Source organism: Wolbachia endosymbiont of Laodelphax striatellus, from assembly GCF_007115015.1.
Lineage (GTDB): Bacteria > Pseudomonadota > Alphaproteobacteria > Rickettsiales > Anaplasmataceae > Wolbachia.
The window spans coordinates 1,413,328-1,437,028 of sequence record NZ_MUIX01000001.1; the positions used below are offsets into that span (position 1 = coordinate 1,413,328).

The following is a 23,701-nucleotide window of genomic DNA, read 5'->3' on the forward strand; positions in this document are numbered from 1 at the left end:
AGTACAGTAATGTCTTATGCAAAGCGTTTAGGACAATGAACCCGCCTGAAAAGGAGAAGTTCGGTCTGTGAAGAAGGACGATGCTATTAGTGTCAAGTTGGCACGGGGGCTAGGGTGAACGGTATGGATAACAGAAGTGAATGATCGTAAGCATCGTTAAGTCGAACAAGCCAAAGACACTGACAGGCTTGGACCAAAAGGTATGTGGTAGGTTATCGGAGTGAACGCATCTGATACGCAAACATAAACACCACCGGTGTATAGATCAATCCTAACCCGCTCGTTGTTTGATAGGTGGAACACGGAAATCCCATATATCCCTAGGAATTCAGTAAGGTTGATCGTGAGAAAGACCGATGGATATGTGGGTTTGGGAGTGTGGAAAAAGTGAACGCTCATCTGTAACGGATGAGATACAGGTTTAAACGTTACCTGGCTCGAAAGAGAACTGACGTCCACTACGGTCATCTTGAACAAGATTGTTTGTAAAACCTTTTAAGTGAGGAAAGCAGATGGTTACAGGTAAAATTGTAAGTGCACCTTCCGGTACGGCAGAACACTGGAATCAAATTAGCTGGTTTCAGTGCAGAAAAAATACTAGAAGGCTACAAGCTCGTATTGTTCAGGCAACAAAAGCTAGGAGATGGAATAAAGTGAAAACTTTACAACGCCTCCTAACACGTAGTTTTAGTGCTAAAGCATTAGCAGTCAAACGCGTAACTTCAAATAAAGGAAAATGCACAGCAGGTGTTGATAACCAGTTGTGGCAAAGCCCTTCAGCAAAATCTCAAGGAATTGCAAGCCTGAGGCAACGAGGATACCGCTCTCAACCTTTGAGGCGAATCTATATTCCTAAACCTACAGGCAGCAAGCGACCTCTTAGTATTCCCACTATGAAAGATCGAGCGATGCAAGCATTATATCTTATGGGACTTGACCCTATTGCAGAAACAATGGGAGACATTCACTCATATGGATTCAGAAAGTATCGCTCAGCGGCTGATGCAGTAAGTCAAATACACACAACTTTGGCAGGACGTAGCAGACCGCAATGGATCCTAGAGGCGGATATTAAGAAGTGTTTTGATGAAATAGACCACTGCTGGTTAGAAAACTCAATCCCAATGGAAAAGAGTATTCTCAGCAAGTGGTTAAAATCTGGATTCGTAGAAAAGCAAATGTTCCGTTCTACAATAGCAGGAACTCCACAAGGGGGAATTATCTCTCCTGTACTTGCCAACTTGACCCTTGATGGTCTCGAAAATGTTATCAGTAAACATTTCGGGAAGAAGGGTACAAGAAAACGCAAGAAATATGGTGTGCACGTGATCCGCTACGCGGACGACCTTATAGTAACTGGAAAATCAAAAGAAATCCTAGAGACTAAAGTCAAGCAGCTAGTAGAGGATTTCCTCAGCGACAGAGGGTTAACTCTATCCACAGGAAAAACCAAGATCACACACGTAGAACAGGGATTTGATTTTCTAGGTCAGACAGTACGTAAGTACAAAAAGAAGATAATCATCAAACCTTCAGCAGAAAGTACAAACCGACTTCTGAAGCGCATCCGGTGCTTGATTCGTAAGAACTGCGCAGCAACCCAAGAAAAAGTAATAGAACTGCTCACACCTCAAATTCGAGGTTGGGTATATTACCACAGGGGAATATGCGCAAGAAAAGCTTATGAGAAAGTGGATTCTGAGATTTTTAGAGCCTTATGGCAATGGTCAAAACGCAGACACCCTAACAAAGGCTTACGTTGGATTAAAGAGAAATACTTTAAAACCAAAGAAGCCAGAAGATGGTGCTTTGCAACATTAACTAATAAGGAAGGTACAGTTGAGTGGAAGGAACTCTTTCAAGCAACAAGCGTACCAATTCGTCGCCATAAGAAAATTCAAGCTGAGGCAAATCCCTACGATAAAGAATGGTATGCCTACTTTGAAAAACGTAGATCAAATAATCCTTCTCTTCATGAGGATGATAAGATATGATTAACGTTAATCCTAGTAAGGAATTTGAAATGCCAGAATATTTGAAGGAAAATGTTGCCGGTTCTCAAGAAAAGGACTTAAGATGGCTCGAGCCGTATGAAGGGAAACTTTCAAGTACGGTTCCTAGAGGAGGGTTTAGTGGAAGATATCTTAGTCCACTAAACTCTTACTCGTTCGAGTTTTCTCTAAGGAAGGACAAACGTAAAACTATGCGAAGCTTAGATTTAGTTGTGAGGTTACTTGGCAAACATAAAGTTATACCAGAAGGTCTAAATGGTACTCCTGAGTTGAATAGATTAGTAGATACTATTGTTGAATGTAACCATAAAGAAGCTCTAGATCTCCTAGTTGAAAATAACATAAAAATTTCAAGTATTACTTTAAAAAATATCGTTACAAGCGATTGCAATAAAAAGATTTTTGGTTACTTTTTATATAGAAATAAAGTTGACTATCAAGATGAAGGTGGGAATACAGCTCTACATCATGCTTTAAGAAACTTGCACTCCGATAAGTCAATGCTTTGCAAAGTTGAATCACTTACGAGTGTAGGTGCAAGATTTGACGTTAAAAATAACCAAGGTGAAACTTCGTTTGATCTCTTGGTTGAATATGTTGAGAAGGGGTTTTATGGTCAAGCGTCAAGGTTAAGTTATGCTTGGAAGTTGCTTAACAAATGTGAAAATATAAGAGAGCTAAAATATAAAGATGGTATTCCTGCATTAGATAAACTAAATGAGCTTCGTATTAAGTGTCGTAATACTTCTATCATAGTTGCTTCTACGTTAGCAGTAGTTGGAGTTGCTTTAGGTGTAGCTATTGCAGCTCATTCAGGAATGTTAGCGGTAGGGATAGGAATTGGAGTTTGTTGTCTTGTTGTTGCTGCAATCACATACCATTGTAATAGTCCTGCAAATTTATTGAAAGATAGCAATGCTGAAGTTGTAGTTGATCAAACGCTAGCGGTAAAATGATAACTTAAGATCAGGAGAAATGGCAGATCAAGTTTGATGATATTAATTCAGTAATATATTTAGTAAAATCTAAAACTAAGGAAATTCTATACTTACAATTCTGTGAGATGCTGGTGGCACCTGTCTTACTCCCCTGATAAGTATATGATGACAAGAGGTAGATAATTGAATTGCAAAGAGTTTGCAAATACTAGTTATTATTTGTAGAATATAGAGAAATTAGTAGAGATTTTAATAGTATGCCATCCATTACTTTTATTTTACCTGATGGAAGTAAGAAAAGTTATGAAGCTGCAGAGGGAGAAACTCTTCTTAATTTAGCCCATAGAAGTGATCCAGATCTGCTTGAAGGTGCATGTGAAGGTTCTCTTGCTTGCTCTACATGCCATGTGATTGTTGATCCAAAATTTTATGATGTTGTAGAAACACATAATCCTATATCTGATGAGGAGAATGACATGCTGGATCTAGCTTTCGGTTTAACAGAGACATCGAGGCTTGGATGCCAAATAAAAATCACAAAAGATATTGACGGTTTGTGCGTAACCGTGCCCAGAGGTACAAGAAATATATCATTAGATAAGTAAGAGGATCATGCGTAAAATTTTTGTCTATATTCTCATCTCCTTACCTTTGTTTATTCCTCTAGCGTATAGTGGTTTTTGGTATTTTTCTGCATTTAAGGTAAAAAGTCTTTTAACTGATTACATTAATGACGAAAAAGTTGATATTTCACATGATTTTAAGGGATTTCCTTTTAACCTAGTTTTTCGTGTAACGAATCCAAAGTTTTCTAATGAGCAATTAACTGTTTCATCTGAAGCTTTAGTGATAAAAAACAGATTATTTGATAAGTCAGTATATATCTATATACCAAGCAATAAAGTAAACATTGCTGTCCGTAGTGATGAGAAAAAGAATATAAAGTGTCACACACACGTGAGTAGCCACTTTGTTGTTAAACTAAATGATTTACTATCTTCATTAAAATTCAGCAGAAATAGCACTGTAATAGACTATATAGATACATTTCGTTACGAAGATTATGGATTAAAATGTGATGTTTTAGAAAATCAGCAAAGTGTTATAACTGAAGTTAATGATAAAAGTAATTACATTCAATTTCACTTTGATAAAGAACTGAATGAAAATACTAAACTAGAATTTGATTTTTATACTTACCGTTATAAACATACTGCAAGTCCTGAAAATTACCTTAGTGTCGACGCTAAATTAGATTATGAATTTGTAAACCATATTTCAGCTTCTAAGATTAATTTCAACATAGAAAAATTTTTGATTGAGAGTAATAACTTTTCTATTGCTGCGAATGGTGGAGTAAGTAATTACAATTTAGTTACATCTTCATTTGAAGATAAAATTAATGTAGCCATATCAAATTATAAAGAATTAATTTCGTTTGTGACTAATGATTCAAAGACTGCAGATAAATTGGAAAAATCAATATCTTCCTTATCAGAAAAAATCACTAATAACGACATTCAATTTTCAATAAAGTACGACAATAATGTAGGTTCAGGCTTTATTGGAAAATTATCCACTACTGATTTTATCACTCAATTCACCAAAAATGAGAATAGTAATTAGCTTACTTTTTACATTGATATTTCATTTAAGCATAAATGCTTTTACTTTGGATGATAAACTAAGAGACGAAAGCATGGAAGAGCGAGCAAGTAGCTTATTTGCAGTAATAAAGTGTCCAGTATGCTCTGGTGAATTATTATCCGAATCTGAGTCTCAAGTTGCATATGGTATGCGTAAGACAATTCGCAAGAAGATCAGTGATGGATATACTAACGAGCAAATAGTTTCAGAGTTAAAAAATTCTTATGGAGATTCAATTATCATTGTACCACCTGTAAAATCTAGTACCTACATTTTATGGTTTATTCCTTTTATAATTCTTCTTATTGGATGTTTTCTAATACGAAAATCAGTTCAGAAAATAGATAAGGTAGTAAAAAGATAACTATAGAGTAAAAGTGAGTTTACAACAAATGCAAGTAGCTACTATACGAACATTTGAGTTTAGATCAAAGATTGTAAGGTTAAATCTTCCATCCAAATAACCACGCACTCTACCTGCTTATCTGGGTAGACTTCTTGCACTAAGGTTTTATAGATCAACATTTGCTTTTTTATTTCATTTGATGAGGAAATAGAAACGTTATGGTGTGATTTATAGTCAATTATGATTGCTTTGTCTTCTGTTATGCACAGTCTGTCTAGCCGCACTAATACTGGTTTTCCGTCAATTGTTCCACTAAGTGGAATTTCTGATTTGCCCTCCAAGTCGAACAGGTAATCATATTTTTCATTAAAGGTTAATATTTTGCTGTAAATTTCATCCTTATCTTCACTAGTGTTTATGCTATCAAGATATTTCCTAACCCAATTTTTTCTCCTGTCTTTCTCTATCTTGGGCATATATTGCAATATACTGTGAATTATTAAGCCTCTTGCATAGCTGTCTGTCGTCCCAATGCTCCTTTTTGTCATTCCAGCATTCTCATCTGTCATCCCAGTGCTTGACACTGGCTTTTTTTCTCCAGGTTCCAGCGTCACGTGCTGCAATGACATTGATAGGTTTGATGGAGGTGAAATCACTGGAACATCAAAATAATCACGTTTTTTATAAATAGAAGGGTAGTTTGCATTCATGCATAGTACTTCAACTTTTTCTTTAAATATCGGCTGTAAGTATAGTTTTTTCCTCTCATATAATGCTCCATATTGAATAACTAGATCATACCAAGAGCCCTTTTGCACTGGCTCTTTGCCTAAAATGTATAACTCATCTTCAGCACGCGTAAGTGCCACGTACAGCAAACGCAAATATTCGTTATAATCCTCTAGTTTTTTCTCTCTTTTTACTTGATCACAATAAGCATTATTATTTTTGCCACACCAAAATGGTGCTTCCGTTGTATCAAACAAAATACTTTTGCTGTTTCTTGGCACTGTATTTGTGTCAACTAAAAACACTATTGGAGTTTGTAGACCTTTTGATTTATGAATTGTCATTATTCGTACAGCATTGCGTTCTGATTGCATATCATTTTTAATCTCAGGATTATTTTCTTTGATCCACTGAACAAATGCTTGAAGAGATGGGTGCTCAAATTGCAATACGAGGTTCATAAATTCGTCTAGAATCTCGAAGCACTCAAGACCTAGCCTTGCAGCAAATTTCTTTTTGCCTGTGCGCAATATATGCGTGAATAGTGTAAGAGGGGATTCTGTCTTAGATAAATTAATCAGATAGTTTAATTCATTCGAGGTAATCTCATGATAATCATGAAGTTTTTCCCACAACGACTGTTCTTTACGATCATATGCAATCTTGAATAAATCATCCTCAGTAAAGTTGAATAGCGGTGATTTTAAAACATTTGCAAGAGCCAGATCATTTGCCTGAAGGAGGAGGAATTCAGCCAAAGCTATTAAGTCCTGCACAGCTATGTAATCCATAATTCTAAAATAATCTCGGCCTATAACTGGTACATTTACTTTTTTTAGTTCACTTATTATGTAGTCAACTAGCGCATTTCGTTGCCGTACCAAAATCATAATGTCCCTTGGTTCTATATGGCGATCTTTGGCGACTAAAATACGCCCTTCGTTTAACCAATTGTGAATTCTTTGGGCTATTGCCTGAGCAAGTAATCGATCCGTTACTACATAATCTTTCCTCTGTGTTAAATGAATTTGTAAGGCTTGCTGCTCTTCCTCTTTATAACTTGGCAATAACGGCCAAATTTCAATGTATCCTTGATCATTTTCTCTATGTGGAATATGTTTTATCTCGTTATCATTAAAAGATATTTCTTCACGAAAATTGTTAAATATTCTGTCTACAAGCATCAAAACTTCTGGAGTTGAGCGAAATGACTTTTCAAGTTGACATGATACCCAATCTCTGCCACCTGTTTTCGTGTGAAAATATTGCTGCATGTAATTAAATAGATGGGGATTTGCTCCTTGAAATCTGTAAATTGATTGTTTTACATCGCCAACAACAAATAAAGTTCTCTTTTCATCACCGCCGGTAAAAAATTCATCGCAGAGACTTGTTATAATTTTCCATTGACTAATACTATTGTCTTGTGCCTCATCAACAAGAATGTGGTCTATTTTTTGGTCTAGATTAAACAATATCCAATCTTTATCGCCTGGATTGCTAAGGAGATCTGTTGCTAAATTGATGATATCATCATAATCAAGCAGTGCATTCTTTGATTTTTCACTATTATATAGATCAACATATACTTTAAATACACTAAGTAAACTACTGGTTCTTGCGAATATTTGATAAGAATTTATATCCTTTACATGGGTAAACAATGCATTTTGAATGCTTTCTATCATTTGCTCTACGTCTTCAAATTTTTCCAAAGCACCCTTTGTTATAATTGATGATATGCTCTTTTTTTCGTACGATTCTGATTTGAGAAATACTTTAGCTAAGTTCTCTATCTTGTTGTCATCCAAGTAGCTGACACTGGGATCCATATTTCTTTTTTTCTGGATCCCAGTGTCAGCTACTTGGATGACAACATTTGGTACGGACGATTTTGTGCTATTACACCAATCATAAAGTATCGCACTGTAACTCTGATCTCTTTTGCTGCCCTCACTTAATATTTTAGCTAATCTTTTTATCTGCTCACTCGTTTCACTCTGTAAATTGTGAATCTTATCTGGGGCACTTAGTTTATCTTTGATATACCCTAAATTATTTTCTAGAGCTGATCTCTTTATACATAAGGTATAGAGTAAATCACTCAGCTTGTTTTCATCAATTTCAGCTGCAATGATATTTATATCGTCCTGCACAGTTTCATTATGAAGCGTTTTTTCAAATACGATGGAATGCAATTCTTTACATTCGCTCAACGTACAATTTGGAGCGATACCAGCTTCTGTAGGAAAGCTGGAGATTAATTTGTAACAAAAGGCGTGTATAGTTTTAATATTAAGACCAATATTTTCCAGTTCAGAGAAGAGCCTTCTTGCTCTTGTTAAATAATCTTTATTTTCTCTAGATCCCAGTGTCAAGCACTGGAATGACAAGTAGGGGTGTTGGGGAAAGAAATCTAATTGTTCTAAATCTGCAACCAATATACTCTCTGGACATATTGCCCACTTACTAAGTGTACTGTAAATGCGATCCTCCATTTCATTTGCTGCAGCATTGGTAAATGTTAAGCAGAGAATATTTCTCTTATTCTCTAATAGAAGTCTTAATACTCTGTCTATTAAGATCTTTGTTTTACCTGTACCAGCTGATGCACTTACCCATACAGAGAAGTTAGGATTTATGGCATCTGATCTCATTAGGAGTGTATAAAGTTTGACTGAAGTGGCATTTCAAGTATAGTAAATAAGATAGTGTTAGTGAAGATATACAGATGGAAAGTTTTTGTGTAAAGGCTCCTGCAAAGATCAATCTTTTTTTACATATTATAAATAGAGAAGAAAGAGGGTATCATTTAATTGAAAGTTTGGTTGTCTTTGCTAAACTTTCTAATTTTTTAGAGATAAAAGTAGGAGAAAAAAACTTTAGATATGATAACTCTACAGTTCAATTTGTAAACTCTGAGTTTAAAATAAATTATCGATATAATACTATAACGAAAGCATTGAGTCTACTGCTTAGGCATGCTCCTGTACGCACTAAAGTCACTGTGAAGGTTGTAAAAAATGTACCAATTGCTGCAGGATTTGGTAGTGGTTCCTCAGATGCTGGAGCTGTGATACGCACGCTAGGAGAGCTGTGGGATATTGATAAGCAAATTTTAAGTGATATAGCCTTAAGCGTTGGTGCTGATGTGCCTGCAAGTGTAGATAGTAAGCCAGTTTTTGTTAGAGGTATTGGTGAGGAATTATGTCCCATTAAACAATGCTCTTTACCCATAAGTCTGGTACTTGTGAAACCAAAAAAAAAGTTTTTGAATACATCAGAAGTATTTTCCAAGTATAAAGAGGATTTCTCTAATCCAATTAAGTGGAGTGATAACACTGAGGAGAATTTGTTAGAGCTTCTTAAAGAGACAAAAAATGACCTTCAAGAAGCAGCAATAGGTTTTGTACCTGAAATTCAGAATGTAATATCAACACTAGAGTCACAAGAAGGCTCTATACTTTCTCGTATGTCAGGTAGTGGTGTAGCGTGTTTTGGAATGTTTGATAGTGAAGAAAGTGCAAAAGCTGCAGCGGCAAATATCAAAAAGGAATATCCAGAATGGTGGGTGTGCGACACGGAATTAATGGTTTGATTTATGCCCTTAATTTCCAAGAAGAAAAATCTTATAGATGGTTACAGGGAAGAAAGATTTTGGGTAAATAATCAAGAATATCATGGCTCAATTATAATTTTTCCTGAAAAGGTGATTAAATTGAAAGAAAGTGATATAAATAACAAGGAGTATTTTAAATCTTTTTTAACAGAGGAAATAGAGATTTTGATAATAGGTACTGGTAAGATACGCGATTGTTCAATGAAATCTTATCTTATGGAGCAAAAGAATTTAAATTTTGAATTTATGACGACGGGTTCTGCATGCAGAACCCATAACGTTTTAATATCTGAAGATAGATTTGTTGTCAGTTATCTGATAGCATGTTAGAGATATTTACACAGAGTTTTTTTATAAACAGTCTAATTGCGGTAATTATGATTAGCCTCGTAACAGGAGCTCTAGGGTCATTTATGATATGGCAAAGGTTATCGTATTTGGGTGATAGTTTGTCCCATTCTTCATTGCTTGGTATTGCACTTGCTTTGATCTTTAATATCAGCCCATCGGTAAGTATAATGCTCATTGCAATTATGTTTGCTATACTACTTTCTCTTAATTTTAATAAATTATACTCTGCTGATACGATATTGAACATAGTTACCAATGTAGTTTTATCATCGAGTTTAATACTTATGTCTTTTCTTCCATCAGGTAATAATAGTATTATTAGCTCACTTTTTGGTGACATATTAATGATTGACCAAAGTAATATAATATCAATTTTTCTAACCTCCGTAATAGTTACTTTGATATTAATATTTAGATGGCGCTATTGGCTGATGATTTCGATTAATCAAGATTTGGCAACAGTTGAGAAAGTAAATGTTAATTTTGTTAGGCTAGAATTTTTGATTATACTCGCTATCTTTATTGCAATTTCTGCTCAATTAATAGGAATATTACTCATTGCTGCATTTTTGTTAATACCTGCTGCATCAGCAAGACTCATTTCAAAAACTCCAATGCAAATGATTATTGTTGCAACAGTTTTTTCTGTGATTTCTGGAGTATCAGGTTTGATATTATCTGCAAGTTTTGACTTATTAACTGGACCTGCAATTATACTTATCGCAGCTGTGCATTTAATCATTGCTTATTTTATAAGATTGGTGTTAAGTAGATCGACTTAATTTTGGTCTCGGAAGTTCATAATTCATTAACAAATGAGTGTAACTATCTGAGCGTAAAGTAGTTTTTGCTACGTTGTTTTTATGTGCTAATTGTTAATTTGTGGAGTGAAAGATATGGCCGAAGGATTTTTTTCTAGATATATAGGACAGCCTATAAAAAATTTTTATAATTATGTTACGGGAAAGAAAGAAGTGTCTGATGATATGCAGAATACAGCAAATCAAGAAAGCTCAGAATTGTTGGAAACTGATGTGCAATCAAATGATGTACCACCAAGTAGTGATAATATAATATAGATGGCATGAGAATCACGCCATCTAAAGTTAAAAAATTCCTTGAGAAACCCGATACTTTAAGTGGTGTATTAATTCATGGGAGTGACAATAGTAAGGTCGATATTTTTGTACAGGAAATAATTGCCAACTTGAATGAGTATTCAGTTCAGGTGATGGATTTTGCAGTAGTGAATAAGTCGCCTAGCTTGTTATTTTCCGAGTTGGCAAACATTTCGATGTTTACTAAAAAAAGGTTAGTTAAGCTGATAAATGTCAGTGGAAGTATATCTAAAGAGTTAAGAAACATATTGGATCATAATATAGGCGATCATTATATAGTAATGATAGCAAATGATCTTCCATATAGTTCTACAACTAAAAGTTATATGGAAAGCTCAAAAATTTTCGGTGTCATTACCTGCTATAAGGACAACGGTAGTAATCTTTGTGATATTATATCAAGTTACTTGAAACAAAATGATATAGAGTGCACAAGTGAGATAATCTACCACTTGCAGTCTTATTTTAATCATAGCAAACTGCCTATATATTCAGAGCTTGAAAAATTAGTTTTATATCTAGGAAAAAGAAAAGATCTTAAACTCGCTGATATAGATCTATGCTTTTCAACCTCCGGCAATGATTATGTTACACTTGATAATCTGTGCTCTGCAATAGTGAGTAAAGACATGGGACAATTCATCAAAATTTCCGATGTATTGATATTACAAGAGAATTTTTCACCGATAGCATTAATCCGTATTATATCAAATTATTTTCTACGGCTAGAAAGCGTTTTGCTGTTAATACAAAATGGAATGAATGAACAAGCTGCAATTGACCAGCTGAGTCCTCCATTGTTCTTCAAACAATTGCAGAGTTTTAAATCTCATTTGAAAAGTTTGCAACTTTCAGAACTTAAGAAGATCTTAGAAAATTTGATGAGCTTGGAAGTGACTTGTAAAAGAACTGACTTGGACCATAAAATGATCTTTCAGCATGAGATTAACTATTGGTGTTATTCGTTCAGCAGAGTAGTAAAATAAGGTAGACGAGAAAAAACAACTAAATGTTGTCATGAAAGTAGCTGAAACTGGGATCCAGAAATATGGGATATGTGTAGAAGTTATTTTAAAATACAACGTTTTGGCAAGATTATGGATTCCAGTGTCAAGCACTGGAATGACAAGAAATCTAATATTTTCACATTTCCTGAACAATGCTTATTGGTGTCATTCAAATACATTCGGTACATTTAAACCTTTTGTATGATTTTCTTCTAACCTTGCAACAATGCTCTCTCTACTGATAAAAATTAATAATTTAGCGAGTTCTGGACCTGTTTCTGTTCCTGTTAAAGCGAGGCGCAACTGCATAAATAGATCTTTTGCCTTTATATCAATTGTCTGTCGAATATTTTTAACCCACTCTGATAATGTGTTTTCATTACAATCACCTTGAGGTAATGTGCTTAGCGCTATTTTTATAAACTCTTTATTAAGAACCACAGGTTCTATACCAAATTTGCATATTTTCCACCATTTGGCCACCTCAGAAAACTTTTCTATATTACTCCTTATAAAATACCAAAACTCTGAGCCAATTTGACTTAAACGATCTTGCACCATTTCAAATGGCATTTGTTGCAGCACTTTGCTATTTAGCTTATACATTTCACTCAAGCTGAATTGTGCAGATGCTGAGCTAAATTTTTTAATATCAAATGAGTTAATTAAAGACTGCATATCAACATGAGCTTCTATCGGATCAGATGTGCCAAGTTTTGCTAAATAGCTAGTTAGCGCCATTGGCTCAATCTCATCTTCTCTTATGGACTTAATATCCAACCCACCTTTCCGTTTCGATATCTTGCTATCATCAAAATGTAGTAGGGGAAGGTGAGCAAATATAGGAATTTTCGCTTTTAATGCTTTAATAATTTGGATCTGAACTGCGGTATTAGTTACATGATCTTCCCCGCGTACAACATGGGTTACATTAAAGTCAACATCATCAACAACAGAAGGTAACATGTATGTATAAATTCCATCTTCTCTTTTTACCACAGGATCGCTAATGTGAATTGTTGCAATATTTATTTCACCTTTAACTTCATCATTCCATTTTACAATTTCGTTTCTATTCAATTTAAATCTGAAATGTGGTTTTCGTCCTTCTTGCTCATAACGAATTTTCTCTTGCTCAGTTAGAAGCAACGCACCTCTATCGTAAACAGGGGGAAGACCTTGTTTTAATTGCAATTTTCGTTTAGTGTCTAATTCTTCTCTTGTTTCATAACATGCATAAATATGACCTTCTTTCATTAACTGTAAGAACACCTCGTTATAGCTCTCAAAACGCTCTGATTGCTTAAAACTTGAATTCCAATTTATGCCAATCCATTTTAGGTCTTCTATGATATTATCTACATATTTGATATCTGAACGCTCAAGATCAGTATCATCAAAACGTAGTAAAAATTTTCCATTTTGATTACGTGTGTACATCCAACAAATGAGTGCAGTGCGTATGTTTCCTACATGTAGGTAGCCAGTTGGGCTTGGAGCGAATCTTGTTAGCATTTAAATGATTACTTTAGTTTATTTTAATTTTATATAAATGTACTGCTAAAGCAAGATTCTTCTTTGTCTTGGTGTTAGTTGCTACAAAGTACAGCGAACATGAAACCTTTTTGTTAGAGTTCCATGATCTGCCTAAAATACTCTGAAAGCACGGCTTTAGTTATTTACTCTAAATATATTATACGTATACTTGTTATTAAATTAAATTTGAAATGATAAGAAATGAGTGAATTTAAATCAATCCGCAATATTGCAATAATTGCACACGTTGACCACGGAAAAACTACTTTACTTGATAACATGTTAAAACAAAGTGGCACGTTTCGTGAGAATCAAGAAGTTCAAGAACGAGTGATGGATAGTGGTGATCAAGAACGTGAACGTGGGATTACAATACTTGCAAAATGTACGTCAATAATGTGGGGTGATGAGAAAATCAATATCATTGATACACCAGGACATGCGGATTTTGGTGGAGAAGTGGAAAGGGTGCTCTGCATGGCAGATGGTGTATTACTACTGGTTGATGCTGCAGAAGGTCCAATGCCACAGACTAAGTTTGTGTTGTCAAAAGCACTAAAGGCAAATTTAAAACCGATTGTGATAATCAATAAGGTTGATCGACCAGACAGCAGAATTGATGAAGTACTAAATGAAATATATGAGTTATTTTTTAACCTTGATGCAACCAACGAGCAACTAGATTTTCCAGTACTCTATGCTTCAGGTAGAAATGGTTGGTGTGCTAAGGAGCTATCTGATGAGAGAAAAGATTTAAGCCCATTATTTTCAACGGTGATAGATTACATAAAACCTTCCGTTTATGATCAAAATGCACCTTTTGCTATGCTAGTTACTTTACTTGAATCTGATAAATTTCTTGGCAGAATATTGACAGGAAAGATTTACCAAGGAATCGCGCAAGTTAACTCAGATCTTAAGGTAATTGATCTTGATGGTCAAGTGGTTGAGCGAGGGAGATTAACTAAGTTACTCTCATTTTCTGGCTTAAAACGCGTTCCAGTAGAGCAAGCTGTAGCTGGTGATATCATTGCCATTGCAGGACTTGAGAAAGCTTCAGTTTCAGACACTATAGCAGCACCAGAAGTTACAACTGCGATCAGCTCAACTCCAGTTGACCCGCCAACAATGGCGATTACTATAAGCGTGAATGACTCACCTTTTGCTGGGCAAGAGGGAACAAAACTTACCTCAACTGTTATAAAAGATCGTTTATATGCAGAAGCAGAAACAAACGTTGCAATTACTGTAACTTTGGCTCCAAGTGGTGAAGCATTTGAAGTAGGTGGACGTGGTGAGTTGCAGCTTGGGGTACTGATTGAAAATATGAGAAGGGAAGGTTTTGAACTTTCAGTTTCACGGCCTCGAGTGCTGTTTAAAGAAGAAGATGGCAAAAAACTTGAACCTATAGAGGAAGTAGTAATTGATGTAGATGATGAGTATAGTGGAATCATCATGGAAAAACTTAGCTTTCGAAAAGGTGAAGTAACTGACATGAGACCTTCTGGTAGTGGCAGAACTAGGTTGACATTTTTAGTGCCATCAAGGGGATTAATTGGCTATCAAGGAGAATTTTTAACTGATTCTCGCGGCACTGGTATAATCAACCGTTTATTTCACAGTTATGCTCCACATAAAGGTTCAATTTCCGGAAGGCGTAATGGGGTTTTAATTTCAACAGACAAAGGCGAAGCAGTAGCGTATGCAATTTTCAATCTGCAAGATAGGGGAATTATGTTTGTTAAGCCACAAGATAAGGTATATTGTGGTATGATTGTCGGTCAGCATAGTCGTGACAATGATTTAGAAATAAATGTACTTAAAGGTAAGCAATTAACAAACGTAAGAGCTTCAGGTAGCGATGAAGCTATAAAGCTTACTCCACCAAAAATAATGACACTGGAGGATATGATAGCATATATAGACGATGATGAATTGGTAGAAGTAACTCCAAAATCTATACGTTTGCGTAAGAAGTTCCTCGATCCAAATGAACGTAAACGTGCAGGAAGGGCGAAGAATAAAGAGTAATCAACGTTCCTGATAAAAATCTGGATGAGCTACTCGGATAACACCATCATAAAGGGAACCAGTGTCAGTTACTTGAGCAGGTACTGGGATGACAAGAGAAGGCTACAAAGGTGTCATGCAAGTAGCTCATCCAGCTTTTTTATAATCATCGAAAACATTGTATTTTAACATTACTTTTATACTTATAAGTTTCTAGGCACTGGATTTGTTGTAGACTTACTCTATCACTTTACCCTCTTATTTTACCACTCTCCTGCCTATATATTTTTATATGAGGATTTTTGCAAAAGTTTCGCATTTTTTGTAACATGATTTTCAGTATGTGTAACCTAAATGCAAATTGATCACGAAACTAGTGTAATTATTGAGGCCATAGAGAAATTTGGTGGTGAGGCAAGGCTTGTTGGTGGATGTGTTAGAGATTCAATTTTACAGCGTGACATTCACGACATCGATCTTGCTACTAATCTGCTGCCTAATCAAGCAGTTAAAGCGTTAAAACTCCGTAATATAAAAACTATTCCAACTGGCTTAAAACATGGAACTATTACTGCGATTTTAAATAAAAGATCCTTTGAGATTACAACGCTAAGGCATGATGTAAAGTGTGACGGTAGACATGCGAAGGTAGAATTTACTAATGATTGGCAAGCTGATGCTTCAAGGCGCGACTTTACGTTTAATGCTCTTTATGCAGACAAATATGGCCATATATACGACTACTTTGGTGGCATTCAGGACTTAAAAGCACGAAAGTTAAACTTTATAGGTAACGCTGAAGATAGGATTAAGGAAGACTATCTACGTATTTTAAGAGCGTTTCGTTTTCACGCTAAAATATGCATAGGAGATTTAAGTGATGAAATATTGGATGTGTGCAAAAAGCATTCGCACATGATTCAAAACCTCTCTGGAGAGAGAATAAGAGAAGAAATATTTAAACTCTTGGAATGCAATGATCCTGCTCCAACACTTAAGAGCATGCAAAAATCTGATGTTTTACAAAAAATTATTCCAAAAGAAGTAAAATGCGAAATTTTATCTTCACCACTTCTTATCAACACTAAACCTCCTACAAAACCCTCAGCGTATGGCCATACGCCTTTCCTAGATCCCACAATCGATGCACTAACAAAATTAGCGTTGCTTATTAGGACTGCTGAAGATAGAGTTAGTCTTGGAGAAGAAGTGAGCAAGTTTTTACGTCTTTCAAATAAGCAAAAGAAAAAGCTATTATTTTTATTATCAAACGATATCAAAACAGAGCTTTCAGAAAAAGAGCAAAAGAAATACATATCTTTATTTGGTAAGGAATTATATTGTGACTTAATGAAGATTTGTGGTATTGAGTCTGGAACAAATGTTGATGAGTATATTTCATTTGCTCATATATTCAATATTCCAAAATTTCCTTTATCTGGGGATGATCTAATAATTATAGGTCACCAGCCAGGAAAAAATTTAGGTAGAAACTTGGAATTGCTACGACAACACTGGGAAGACAGCTCCTACACTTTAACAAAGGAGGAGCTGTTGCTTTATGCTAAAAGTTTTATCTAGACCTTGCTTCTTGCTTCACACTTACCGGAGTGCTATTAGTGTGACTCATGGAAGAGTTAGGTGTGTATTCTTTTTTAGCTTTATCTGTTAATTCATATTCATTGTTTTCTTTTGAAGTTTGAACGCACATTTTCTGATCTGGAGATAAAAATTTATCTCGTATGCTTGATGCTAGTTGTAACAACTCGATATTACTTGAAAAAAATTCCATTCTACCTTTTATTAACTCCTCCGAAACAATTTCTTGGAGATTGCTATTATCTTTGCTATGAAAGTTGTTCAAGACAGAATCTGTAATTGCATTAGCAGCTTCCTCATCCCAACTTAAATTTTTCATGCATTTTTTAATAGAAAGTAACAGCTTGCCTTTTAACACACCATCACGTAACTCCTTATCTATATTTCCAATATTACAATATTTTTTGACAACTCCTTTAACTTCAGCTTCTATGATCTCACTTGCTAATTTTTTCAAATTATTTTTTAATAATTCAAGTAACTTATTGCTTTCAAATTTACCATCACTTTGATTTGATAGAGATTTTATAGTTTCACCAAGCACGTTATGGCAAAAGTGTTTTCCTTCAAGTTCAGGAAAACCTTTTTTCAACTCTCTATTTTTATGAGATAAAAATTCCTTGAGCTTCTTATTACTGAAAAGATCACAAGAACCATTTGAAAAGCTTGACTTCATAGAATGAAAAAGTGTTTTTTTTGTAGTAGATGCTATACTAATTGCATCTACCTCTTTAGTTTTTTTATCCATATCTTCTAACTTTGTATCAACATTTCTCTTCTCTTTTTTCAATTCCAGTAACTCTTGATTATTTAACTTTAGTTGTTTCTGTAACTGTTCTTGCGCAACTGACAAATTTTCCTTTAAGCTATCTATTTTAACTAACAGACCTCTTTTTTCTTCCTGTGGTTTTGTAATATCAGCTTTCGCTTGATATTCTGCTTGCTTACGTTCCTCTTGTAACTGCTCAATCTGCTTCTCTTTCTTTGCAGAAGTTTGCTTTAAGCTATCATCTATTCCAGCTGATTCCCACTCTTTACCTTTTTCTAATGTCTGTACTTGTTCTTGTAACTTTTTATTCTCTTCTTGTGAAGATTTTAATTTTCCCTCCAAATCTGCCTTTTGTTTCTTTATTTCAACGTTACTTTCTTCTAATTTCTGTGATTTTTCCTGCAATTTGTCAACTTCACTTTCTAATTCTTTTTTCTCTTTTTCAATGGTATTTAGATTAGTCTTTTCTTTCTCTAATTGTTGTTTAAGATTCTCTACTTCAGCATCTTTTTCCTTAGCTTGTTCTAATTCTGCTTGTTTCTCCTCAAGTTGATTTTTTAATTCCTTTATTTTAGTATCATATTTGTTTTTCCACTTAATAGCTTTACTTTCTAAATCTGTGTTTTGCGCTCTTAGGCTTTCATTATCTTTCCTCACAGTTTCATTTATGTCTTTATTTTTATCAGTAAGTGAAGTAATTAAAGCGCCTTGTTTGTCTATTTTTTCCTCTCGATCAAGTATGATTTGCTGTTGTTCGTTATTTTTAGTCTCCAATTCCTTTTTCTTTTGTTCTAATACTTTATTTAATTGCGTTAAACTACCTATTTTCCCATCTTTTTCTTCTACCTTTACTGAGAGCATTTCTATTTTATTTGCAAATTCTTTACTGCGCTCAATTAATTCTTTCTGCGAATCTAATATCTCCTTAGACTTCTCCTTGAACTGTGCTAAAAATTCTTCTCCTCGTTTTTGTGTAATTGCTTCTAATTCTTTATAACTCTTTTTAATTTCTTCAAGTTTAGACTTTAACTCTTCATTTTCTAATTCTAAGTCTTCAATCTGCTGTGCTTGTGCTGCAAAAAATTTAGCAAATATTTCTTTTTCCTCTCCTAATGATTTCACTTGTTCTGTAAGTTCGTTCATTTCTTTCAATTTTTCTTGTAATTTCTCATTTTCATCCTTCAATTCCTTTTCTCTGTCAGAGTTGAAAAGATTATCAGTCTGAACCCCATTATCTGCAATATTGTAATGTAAGATATTCTCTGCCCATTTATTCCATCTCCCTGGCAATATTCGTCCGATTGTTTTTAGATATAGCCAAGCAAGCACAGTGGATAAGCTGTATTTTTTTTCCTTTTGTTTAATACTAGTTTCGTAATTAACCTTATTGTTAGCATTCAGCATAAAATTACCTAATTTTCAAAGTATTGAAGTTATATATATTAATATAATTATTAAATAAATAATAATATAAATGTTAAATTATGTGAAAATTTTTATAGATTTTAAGCAGAAATATACATGTTCGTAAGCACAGAATTTGCTTTTTCTATTGCTCTTGCTAACATTTCTTGTTCATTGTGCTGATTTTTCACGTTGATTACCTGAGCTGCCAAATTTGCAGGGAAAGTGACCAAACTAACTTCCCATAGCTCCACTTGTTTTAACACTCGAGCTCCGCTTTCATGATCAACATCATACTCTATTGGTATATAGCCAATCGAAAGCCCGTTAATAGTTCCAGTTTTGAGCATTAAATATGCTTCCTCTGCTTTTTGAATACCTAAAAGCAAATGTGCAGTTATATATAGGCCAATATCATTTTGGCGAATATCTGTAATATTACCTATAGGCTCACTTGGGTTGTGCTGCCAAAGAAGTTTTATCTGACTTTTATTTAAGTTGTTCTTAAATGCTCCTGGTAATATCAGATCATTTTGCTTATCAACTATATTAAAAACGCTCGCATAGCCAGAAAATACTCCGTTTTCTTCTATGCTTTTTATTGATAATGGTGAATAGAGAAATTTCTTATTCATAAGTCCTCCTTGTAAATTATGGTATTGGGTTTGCCAGCGCTCTGAACCAGCTTAAAATGTTGTATAGATTGTTTTCCTATATCTCAGGATGAGTATAAGGCACTACAATATAATTCTATTGTATGCAGTGCTTTGAAAATGTGGAAGTACTTTTTTAGTTATAAAATTTGTCATTTTATATACATAAGGGTAGGGTTTGTTGCACATTGGGTTGTTCAACAGCAGCGTTTTCCAGATTTGTAGAAACAGCTTCGTTTGTAGCTTTTCCTAGAAGGAAGCCAAATCCCAATGAAACAGCGGCTATAAAACCATTCATTAATGACTCTGTCCATCTCGTATTCTTGATAGATTTTAGAATATATCATTATTGGCTTCATTCGGGTTTAAATTTCTTTCCAACTCTTCTGATGTTTTCTCACCAGTATCTTGGGATTTTGTCGATGAACTTTTCTTTAAGTTCTCTAACTCTTGTGCGTCCATCACTACCTCACTATTAAAGCTTAAGTGCGAATGATACAGCACTATAATTGTTTAGTCAAGGTGAATACTAGTATATTAAGTAAATATTTACTATATTAATATGATTGCTTAAATTCACAACTAATTGTTTGGGGAAATAAAAAGATTGTGTTTTGTAGGTGATTTGCGTAGCGGGAGGTTAGTTTTACAACACCCGGGGTAACGATAAAGGTAGCTATATGTTCTGTTCTTGAATATTTTGTTGTTCAGTAACAACATTTTCCAAATTTGTAGAGACGGGAGCAAACGCTCTTTTCACCAAAGCCGTTGACAATGCAGCACCAGTTCCAGATATAAGGCTGAATGCTATATTTTCTCCAGAAAGCGTTGCTTCGCTTCTAGCTCTTAATAATGTTATTATACCTGCTCCTAAAGCTGCTGATAACCCAACACTCGATGTGTTTATTATTTCACGAAAAGATTGCAACAATAATCTTCTTGGCTCTATATATTGAACACCCCTATTTTCTAGTATTGATACTCCTAGTCTTGATAACGCTAGTGATCCTGTAAGTACTGTTGGCGTAATCAATAGTCCTCCAAGTATTGCCCCAACAATTTCTGGTCTTTGAACTCCCTGGTTCGATACATATACTATACTGGATGCAGCTAATACACCAGCTCCTGTGTTTATTAGTACTTGAATAAGCCTGTTGAGTAAATTATCTATATTTAAACCTGAATGTTTTCCTAATTCTTGTGAAGTTTTCCCTCCAATACTTTTGACGGCATCTTCTAAGTCTAACAATGATCTGTTATTTAACCTTACGTTATCTTGACTATCACAAAAGATAATCCAATCTAAAATTGTCATTCTCAGATTATTCATTTCTATATCATCATTAATATGATCTTTTAATATACCTATAATCTCTAATGCTTGATCTTTCATATCTTTTTCCTCTTCTGCACTATCTGGTGCAAGTATGAGAAAAATTATTCCAAGCAACTCTTGTTGTAATTTTTTTAATTGTTCTAAGTACATAATAATTAACATTAATATATATAATTAAACAATATAGTAATATAATTACTTAATCAAGATATATATTAATATATTAAGAAATAAGTACTAAAAAATAATATCCTTTCCTTAGTCGTAAAATACAAAAATAGCGGAGCACCCAGTGCCACAACACTGGGTAACGATAAAGAAGGAAGTAGGGAAAGTTATATGTAATAGTTTGAAACTATTACAAGTTTATGTGCTCTGTCCTTGAATATTTGTTTGTTCAATAGTAGTACTTTCCAAATTTTGTAAAGATTCAAATTCTTCTTGCATATCCAGTATGTCTTCTATTACTTGCTGATCTTCATCTCTTTCTTCTAATTGAAATGCTGCTGCCTCTTGAGGTGCTTCTAGCAGTTTTTTTAATATTTCTGTGTGCAGTTTCTCTGTTATTGATTTCCACTGTAGCATTACTAGCATTTCATTGTGCAGCACTGACATTTTCTGTAGTGTTTTCACTTTTTCTGACAGTCCTTTATTTTCTTTTTGCAATGCTTCTATTTTTCTTTGCTGATACTGATTATCTGAATTTGTCATTGGTAATCCATGCATAACCTACTCCAAGTTAAAATTTAGATATTATTAATTAAGTGAGACGGTTTCTTTAGTCAATCAATATATTATAACATTAGAGTTAACAACTAAAAGAATAGAATGAAATATCAGGCAATATTTCCTATAATTAAACTTTTAAGATGGAAAAATGACAATTCGTGTAGGAATTAATGGTCTTGGTAGAATAGGCAGAAGTGTATTGCGTGCTATTTTTGAAGTAGAAAACTATAGCGAGCAAATAGAAGTTGTGGCGGTAAATGGGTCGCTCAGTGCTGAGCAGCATGCACATTTGATTAAATATGACTCTGTTCATGGTAAATTCAGTGGTGATATTGATTTTAACGAGTCTGAAAATTGGCTATCTATAAATGGCAAAAGGTTTTCTTTATATAGAGAACGTAGCCCTGAAAATATTCCTTGGAATGTTGATGTAGTACTTGAATGCACTGGTGCATTCAACAAGCGTGCGGAAGCAGCAAAGCATAATGCAGAGAGAGTAATTGTCTCTGCTCCAGTTTCAGATGCTAACGTAACCATAATTTACGGCGTAAATAACGATATACTAAAAAAGGAGCATAAAGTGATCTCAGCAGGCTCTTGTACTACAAACTGTCTGGCTCCGATTGTACAAGTTTTACACTCCAATTTAGGTATAAAAAGCGGTTTTATGACCACTATACATGCCTATACGAATGATCAAAATATTCTTGATGGCAACCATAGAGACTTACGCAGGGCAAGAGCTTGTGGCCTTTCTATGGTGCCAACTACAACCGGAGCGGCAAAAATAATTGGTTCTGTTATTCCTGAGTTAAAGGGTAAGCTAGATGGTACTGCTATTAGAGTTCCGGTTAGCAACGTTTCTATGGTTGATTTTAAATTTTTAGCTGATAAGAGAGCAACAACTAAGGAAATAAACGAAATATTTAAGAATTCAGCAAATCATGTGCTTTCCATATGTAACGAGCCTTTAGTTTCAATAGACTTTGTCCATAACCCTTATAGTGCAATTGTGGATTTAGCTGGTACATATGTCACAGGCGATATCTGTAGAGTTGCAGCGTGGTATGACAATGAATGGGCTTTTTCACTGAGAATGTTAGATATAGCGTTATTGTAAAGTATGAACGAAAACTCACAAAAATATGCTTCATTTTATGAGCACTTTGCGGAACTTAGAAAAAGGGTTATTTTTTGCTTTTTATTTTTTTGTGTTACCTTCGGGTTTTGTTACTACTTTAAAGAAAATATATACCGCTTTTTACTTGCACCTTTAATAGAAGTTACAAAAGATAGCAATGATTTTTCTCTAATCTATACAGACTTAACAGAAGCGTTTTTTGTATATCTCAGGGTTGCAATAATGAGTGCACTGTTGTTTTCTTTTCCTGTGTTTGCATGGCAATTCTACATATTTCTAGCACCTGGCTTATATAAAAGAGAAAGGGCAGTGTTATTGCCATACTTAATTGCAACACCGGTTTTGTTTATAACAGGAGCTGCTGTAGTTTATTATTACATATTTCCCTTAGCTTGGAAATTTTTTATTGCTTTTGAACATAGCGGTAAATCTTTCGGTATACCAATAGAGTTTATGCCATCAGTCAGTGAATATTTGGACCTTGTTCTTCAATTCATGTTTGCGTTTGGTACTGCATTTCAAATTCCAGTCATACTAACCTTAATGGTGAGAGTAGGGCTAATCACTGCACAAAGCTTGTCAAATAAACGTAGAATTGCAATAGTGGTAATTTTCATTATTGCTGCAATCTTAACTCCACCTGATGTACTAAGCCAAGTAGGGCTTGCAATTCCAATGCTAGTATTATATGAGCTCTCTATCCTAATATGTAGATATATTGAGAAGAAAGCAAAGTAGATGAATACTTGAGCTTCTC

At 34.4% G+C, this 23,701-nt stretch carries 21 protein-coding genes; 14 read left to right on the plus strand and 7 right to left on the minus strand.

Features of this window, described 5'->3' with window-relative positions; all coding sequences use genetic code 11:
* The first annotated feature begins 512 nt into the window (after positions 1–512).
* The 5 genes from ltrA (at position 513) to BVG17_RS06905 (ending at position 4,961) form a co-directional block, all read left to right on the plus strand.
* Positions 513–1,994 carry a group II intron reverse transcriptase/maturase gene (ltrA, locus tag BVG17_RS06885; RefSeq protein WP_143688845.1) on the plus strand — a complete coding sequence of 494 codons (1,482 nt, stop codon included), beginning with the start codon at positions 513–515 and terminating at the stop codon, positions 1,992–1,994.
* Positions 1,991–2,968: a TomO hydrophobic C-terminal domain-containing protein gene (locus BVG17_RS06890; RefSeq protein ID WP_241654193.1), complete on the plus strand. Its 978-nt coding sequence runs from the start codon at positions 1,991–1,993 to the stop codon at positions 2,966–2,968. Before ltrA ends, BVG17_RS06890 begins: the two co-directional genes overlap by 4 nt.
* Before the next feature lie 239 nt (positions 2,969–3,207).
* Positions 3,208–3,555 (plus strand): ferredoxin family 2Fe-2S iron-sulfur cluster binding protein, encoded by a 348-nt coding sequence (locus BVG17_RS06895; protein WP_063631141.1) that lies wholly within the window; start codon positions 3,208–3,210, stop codon positions 3,553–3,555.
* 7 nt (positions 3,556–3,562) lie between these two features.
* Positions 3,563–4,576: a hypothetical protein gene (locus BVG17_RS06900; RefSeq protein WP_063631142.1), complete on the plus strand. Its 1,014-nt coding sequence runs from the start codon at positions 3,563–3,565 to the stop codon at positions 4,574–4,576.
* Positions 4,560–4,961, plus strand: a complete 402-nt coding sequence (locus BVG17_RS06905) for a cytochrome c-type biogenesis protein (protein ID WP_010401557.1) — start codon at positions 4,560–4,562, stop codon at positions 4,959–4,961. The genes BVG17_RS06900 and BVG17_RS06905 overlap by 17 nt, the downstream gene beginning before the upstream one ends.
* Positions 4,962–5,020: 59 nt before the next feature.
* Here BVG17_RS06905 and BVG17_RS06910 read toward each other — a convergent pair whose 3' ends face one another.
* Positions 5,021–8,329 carry a UvrD-helicase domain-containing protein gene (locus BVG17_RS06910; RefSeq protein WP_063631143.1) on the minus strand — a complete coding sequence of 1,103 codons (3,309 nt, stop codon included), beginning with the start codon at positions 8,327–8,329 and terminating at the stop codon, positions 5,021–5,023.
* Positions 8,330–8,403: 74 nt separating this feature from the next.
* Between BVG17_RS06910 and BVG17_RS06915 the strand changes: the two genes are divergently transcribed.
* The 5 genes from BVG17_RS06915 to holA all read left to right on the plus strand — a co-directional run bounded on the left by BVG17_RS06915 (position 8,404) and on the right by holA (position 11,746).
* The gene (locus tag BVG17_RS06915) at positions 8,404–9,270 is read left to right on the plus strand and encodes a 4-(cytidine 5'-diphospho)-2-C-methyl-D-erythritol kinase (RefSeq protein WP_063631144.1); all 867 of its coding nucleotides are present in this window, start codon (positions 8,404–8,406) and stop codon (positions 9,268–9,270) included.
* Between the two features lie 3 nt (positions 9,271–9,273).
* Complete coding sequence (locus tag BVG17_RS06920; protein ID WP_017532635.1) at positions 9,274–9,621, plus strand: Mth938-like domain-containing protein; 348 nt, start codon at positions 9,274–9,276, stop codon at positions 9,619–9,621.
* Positions 9,615–10,424 carry a metal ABC transporter permease gene (locus BVG17_RS06925; protein WP_063631145.1) on the plus strand — a complete coding sequence of 270 codons (810 nt, stop codon included), beginning with the start codon at positions 9,615–9,617 and terminating at the stop codon, positions 10,422–10,424. The genes BVG17_RS06920 and BVG17_RS06925 overlap by 7 nt, the downstream gene beginning before the upstream one ends.
* A gap of 114 nt (positions 10,425–10,538) precedes the next feature.
* Positions 10,539–10,721 (plus strand): hypothetical protein, encoded by a 183-nt coding sequence (locus BVG17_RS06930; RefSeq protein ID WP_015588477.1) that lies wholly within the window; start codon positions 10,539–10,541, stop codon positions 10,719–10,721.
* A 5-nt stretch (positions 10,722–10,726) separates the two neighbouring features.
* The gene (holA, locus tag BVG17_RS06935) at positions 10,727–11,746 is read left to right on the plus strand and encodes a DNA polymerase III subunit delta (protein ID WP_063631146.1); all 1,020 of its coding nucleotides are present in this window, start codon (positions 10,727–10,729) and stop codon (positions 11,744–11,746) included.
* A 186-nt stretch (positions 11,747–11,932) separates the two neighbouring features.
* Here the strand turns inward: holA and gltX are convergent, their stop codons facing one another.
* Positions 11,933–13,282: a glutamate--tRNA ligase gene (gene gltX / locus BVG17_RS06940; protein WP_063631147.1), complete on the minus strand. Its 1,350-nt coding sequence runs from the start codon at positions 13,280–13,282 to the stop codon at positions 11,933–11,935.
* A gap of 222 nt (positions 13,283–13,504) precedes the next feature.
* Between gltX and typA the strand changes: the two genes are divergently transcribed.
* Both typA and BVG17_RS06950 read left to right on the plus strand, forming a co-directional pair.
* Positions 13,505–15,334, plus strand: a complete 1,830-nt coding sequence (gene typA / locus BVG17_RS06945) for a translational GTPase TypA (RefSeq protein ID WP_007302691.1) — start codon at positions 13,505–13,507, stop codon at positions 15,332–15,334.
* Positions 15,335–15,667: 333 nt separating this feature from the next.
* Positions 15,668–16,894, plus strand: coding sequence for a CCA tRNA nucleotidyltransferase (locus tag BVG17_RS06950; protein WP_007302692.1), 1,227 nt, complete (start codon positions 15,668–15,670; stop codon positions 16,892–16,894).
* Here BVG17_RS06950 and BVG17_RS06955 read toward each other — a convergent pair.
* From BVG17_RS06955 to BVG17_RS06970, 5 genes are all read right to left on the minus strand, one after another.
* Positions 16,887–19,085: a coiled-coil domain-containing protein gene (locus BVG17_RS06955; protein WP_241654194.1), complete on the minus strand. Its 2,199-nt coding sequence runs from the start codon at positions 19,083–19,085 to the stop codon at positions 16,887–16,889. The genes BVG17_RS06950 and BVG17_RS06955 overlap by 8 nt on opposite strands.
* Before the next feature lie 101 nt (positions 19,086–19,186).
* The gene (locus tag BVG17_RS06960; RefSeq protein ID WP_063631148.1) at positions 19,187–19,720 is read right to left on the minus strand and encodes an HK97 family phage prohead protease; all 534 of its coding nucleotides are present in this window, start codon (positions 19,718–19,720) and stop codon (positions 19,187–19,189) included.
* Positions 19,721–20,071: 351 nt separating this feature from the next.
* Positions 20,072–20,200, minus strand: a complete 129-nt coding sequence (locus BVG17_RS10020) for a hypothetical protein (RefSeq protein WP_255359869.1) — start codon at positions 20,198–20,200, stop codon at positions 20,072–20,074.
* 214 nt (positions 20,201–20,414) lie between these two features.
* Positions 20,415–21,236 (minus strand): hypothetical protein, encoded by an 822-nt coding sequence (locus BVG17_RS06965; protein WP_063631149.1) that lies wholly within the window; start codon positions 21,234–21,236, stop codon positions 20,415–20,417.
* A 204-nt stretch (positions 21,237–21,440) separates the two neighbouring features.
* Complete coding sequence (locus tag BVG17_RS06970) at positions 21,441–21,800, minus strand: hypothetical protein (protein ID WP_063631150.1); 360 nt, start codon at positions 21,798–21,800, stop codon at positions 21,441–21,443.
* 151 nt (positions 21,801–21,951) lie between these two features.
* Between BVG17_RS06970 and gap the strand changes: the two genes are divergently transcribed.
* Together gap and tatC are read left to right on the plus strand one after the other, a co-directional pair.
* Positions 21,952–22,923: a type I glyceraldehyde-3-phosphate dehydrogenase gene (gap, locus tag BVG17_RS06975; RefSeq protein ID WP_063631151.1), complete on the plus strand. Its 972-nt coding sequence runs from the start codon at positions 21,952–21,954 to the stop codon at positions 22,921–22,923.
* A 3-nt stretch (positions 22,924–22,926) separates the two neighbouring features.
* Positions 22,927–23,682: a twin-arginine translocase subunit TatC gene (gene tatC, locus BVG17_RS06980; protein ID WP_063631152.1), complete on the plus strand. Its 756-nt coding sequence runs from the start codon at positions 22,927–22,929 to the stop codon at positions 23,680–23,682.
* Positions 23,683–23,701 lie beyond the last annotated feature (19 nt).

Bases quoted from the DNA above. Each gene is read 5' to 3' on its own strand.
- ltrA (WP_143688845.1), top strand. From the start codon at position 513: ATGGTTACAGGTAAAATTGTAAGTGCACCTTCCGGTACGGCAGAACAC.
- BVG17_RS06890 (WP_241654193.1), top strand. From the start codon at position 1,991: ATGATTAACGTTAATCCTAGTAAGGAATTTGAAATGCCAGAATATTTG.
- BVG17_RS06895 (WP_063631141.1), top strand. From the start codon at position 3,208: ATGCCATCCATTACTTTTATTTTACCTGATGGAAGTAAGAAAAGTTAT.
- BVG17_RS06900 (WP_063631142.1), top strand. From the start codon at position 3,563: ATGCGTAAAATTTTTGTCTATATTCTCATCTCCTTACCTTTGTTTATT.
- BVG17_RS06905 (WP_010401557.1), top strand. From the start codon at position 4,560: ATGAGAATAGTAATTAGCTTACTTTTTACATTGATATTTCATTTAAGC.
- BVG17_RS06910 (WP_063631143.1), bottom strand. From the start codon at position 8,329: ATGAGATCAGATGCCATAAATCCTAACTTCTCTGTATGGGTAAGTGCA.
- BVG17_RS06915 (WP_063631144.1), top strand. From the start codon at position 8,404: ATGGAAAGTTTTTGTGTAAAGGCTCCTGCAAAGATCAATCTTTTTTTA.
- BVG17_RS06920 (WP_017532635.1), top strand. From the start codon at position 9,274: ATGCCCTTAATTTCCAAGAAGAAAAATCTTATAGATGGTTACAGGGAA.
- BVG17_RS06925 (WP_063631145.1), top strand. From the start codon at position 9,615: ATGTTAGAGATATTTACACAGAGTTTTTTTATAAACAGTCTAATTGCG.
- BVG17_RS06930 (WP_015588477.1), top strand. From the start codon at position 10,539: ATGGCCGAAGGATTTTTTTCTAGATATATAGGACAGCCTATAAAAAAT.
- holA (WP_063631146.1), top strand. From the start codon at position 10,727: ATGAGAATCACGCCATCTAAAGTTAAAAAATTCCTTGAGAAACCCGAT.
- gltX (WP_063631147.1), bottom strand. From the start codon at position 13,282: ATGCTAACAAGATTCGCTCCAAGCCCAACTGGCTACCTACATGTAGGA.
- typA (WP_007302691.1), top strand. From the start codon at position 13,505: ATGAGTGAATTTAAATCAATCCGCAATATTGCAATAATTGCACACGTT.
- BVG17_RS06950 (WP_007302692.1), top strand. From the start codon at position 15,668: ATGCAAATTGATCACGAAACTAGTGTAATTATTGAGGCCATAGAGAAA.
- BVG17_RS06955 (WP_241654194.1), bottom strand. From the start codon at position 19,085: ATGCTGAATGCTAACAATAAGGTTAATTACGAAACTAGTATTAAACAA.
- BVG17_RS06960 (WP_063631148.1), bottom strand. From the start codon at position 19,720: ATGAATAAGAAATTTCTCTATTCACCATTATCAATAAAAAGCATAGAA.
- BVG17_RS10020 (WP_255359869.1), bottom strand. From the start codon at position 20,200: ATGGACGCACAAGAGTTAGAGAACTTAAAGAAAAGTTCATCGACAAAA.
- BVG17_RS06965 (WP_063631149.1), bottom strand. From the start codon at position 21,236: ATGTTAATTATTATGTACTTAGAACAATTAAAAAAATTACAACAAGAG.
- BVG17_RS06970 (WP_063631150.1), bottom strand. From the start codon at position 21,800: ATGCATGGATTACCAATGACAAATTCAGATAATCAGTATCAGCAAAGA.
- gap (WP_063631151.1), top strand. From the start codon at position 21,952: ATGACAATTCGTGTAGGAATTAATGGTCTTGGTAGAATAGGCAGAAGT.
- tatC (WP_063631152.1), top strand. From the start codon at position 22,927: ATGAACGAAAACTCACAAAAATATGCTTCATTTTATGAGCACTTTGCG.